The organism is Acidovorax sp. LjRoot204 (assembly GCF_056175785.1).
Window position 1 is genome coordinate 1 of record NZ_JBGFFF010000302.1, and the last position, 2,247, is coordinate 2,247.

Genomic DNA, 2,247 nt, shown 5'->3' on the forward strand with positions numbered 1-2,247 from the left:
GCCCAGGCCGTGCCATAGACCCGCTGCAGCATCTCATTACGATGATCGCCACGCCAGTAGGCGCCCGCCACCTTCATGAGCTTGAAGAACTTGAGCTTGCCGGTGCTGGGCACGTGAGGGCCGCGGCACAGATCTTCGAAATTGCCTTCGCGGTACAGGCTCACGTCTTCGTTGCTGGGGATGCTGGCAATGATTTCGGCCTTGTAGTGCTCACCCAGGCCCTTGAAATACGCCACGGCCTCGTCACGTGGCAACACGCGACGCACCACGGGCTCGTCCTTGGCCGCCAGTTCTGCCATGCGCTTTTCAATCGCCACCAGGTCTTCAGGTGTGAAGGGGCGCTTGTAGGCAAAGTCGTAATAAAAGCCGTTTTCGATCACCGGGCCGATGGTGACCTGCGCGTCAGGGAACAGTTCCTTGACCGCGTAGGCCAGCAAGTGAGCGGTGGAGTGACGAATCACCTCCAGGCCATCCGCATCCTTGGCCGTCACGATGGACAGCGGGCTGTCAGCCGTGATCTGGTAGCTGGTGTCCACCACCTTGTCGCCGATCTTGCCCGCCAGGGCGGCTTTGGCCAGACCGGCGCCAATGGAGGCGGCCACCTCGGCCACGGTGACGGGGCCCGGAAACTCGCGCTGTGAACCGTCGGGAAGCGTGATGTGAATCATGGGAGCAACTCTTTCTCTGTGATCAGTGCAATGGGTGCGGGCACGCGCCAGGCCCGTAAAACAAAAAAGCGCGGAACAGGTCCGCGCTTTTTGGAGGTGTGTGCAATCTCGTGCAGGCGCGAACAGCCAGCCTCAACGGCCGGTCAACATCTCCGATGTAGTTCGCGGTGTCATAACCARGTTGCCTTTCTCGCTCTTGTGCAGTGAATTTCGCCAGATTTTAACCCTAGCACCCAGAAAAAAAGCCCGAAGCATCTGCTTCGGGCTTTTTCGAGTGCATTTGGCGCCACAACGAAGCGGCGCTGAGCCCCGCAGATCAGTGGAACTGCTCTTCYTCGGTCGAACCCGTGAGGGCCTTCACGGAGGACGAGCCGCCCTGGATSACCGTGGTCACSTCGTCGAAGTAGCCKGYGCCSACTTCCTGCTGGTGCGACACRAAGGTGTAGCCCTTTTCGCGAGCTGCGAATTCTGGCTCTTGCACCATTTCGGTGTAGTGCTTCATCCCTTCGCCCTGGGCGTATGCATGGGCGAACTGGAAGGTGTTGAACCAGTTGATGTGGATACCGGCCAGCGTGATGAACTGGTACTTGTAGCCCAGAGCCGACAGGTCTTCCTGGAACGACGCAATCTGCTTGTCGTTGAGGTTCTTCTTCCAGTTGAACGAAGGCGAGCAGTTGTACGACAGCAGCTTGCCAGGGCACGCAGCGTGCACGGCTTGCGCAAATTCACGGGCGAAGCCGATGTCTGGCACGCCGGTTTCGCACCACACCAGGTCGGCATAGGGGGCGTAGGCCACGCCGCGGCTGATGGCTTGTTCCAGGCCGTTCTTCACGCGGTAGAAGCCTTCTTGCGTGCGCTCGCCGGTCAGGAAGGGCTTGTCGTTGGCGTCGTGGTCGGACGTGATCAGGTTGGCAGCTTCGGCATCGGTGCGGGCCAGCACGATGGTGGACACGCCCATCACGTCAGCGGCAAAACGTGCGGAGATCAGCTTTTCGCAGGCTTCCTGCGTAGGCACSAGCACCTTGCCACCCATGTGGCCGCACTTCTTGACMGMGGCSAGCTGGTCTTCGAAGTGMACGCCKSCRGCGCCSGMCTKGATCATGKYCTTCATSAGYTCGAAGSCGTTCAGCACGCCGCCRAARCCGGCTTCSGCRTCRGCSACGATGGGCRSGAAGTAGTCGATGAATTCCTTGTCGCCGGGGTTGATGCCACGGCCCCACTGGATTTCGTCGGCGCGCTTGAAGGTGTTGTTGATGCGGCGAACCATGGTGGGCACCGAGTCATACGCATACAGCGACTGGTCGGGGTACATGGTTTCGGATGTGTTGCCGTCAGCGGCGACTTGCCAGCCCGACAGGTACACGGCTTCGAGGCCGGCCTTGGCCTGCTGCATGGCTTGACCGGCAGAGATGGCGCCGAAAGCGTTGACGTAGCCCTTCTTGGCACCGCCGTTGATCTTGTCCCAGAGCTTTTCAGCGCCGCGCTTGGCCAGCGTGTGCTCGATGGGCAGCGAACCACGCAGACGCACCACGTCGGCAGCGGAGTAACCGCGCTTCACACCCTTCCAGCGGGGGTTGGT

The 2,247-nt window shown here is 60.8% G+C and carries 2 protein-coding genes; both read right to left on the reverse strand.

Going from position 1 to position 2,247, the window contains the following annotated elements:
• The coding region (locus AC04MI_RS24770; protein WP_476498993.1) for a TGS domain-containing protein at positions 1 to 668 on the reverse strand (668 nt) is incomplete at its 3' end.
• Positions 669 to 984: 316 nt separating this feature from the next.
• Positions 985 to 2,247, reverse strand: a 1,263-nt coding sequence (aceA, locus tag AC04MI_RS24775; RefSeq protein WP_476498994.1) for an isocitrate lyase, incomplete at its 5' end; no start/stop codon positions are given.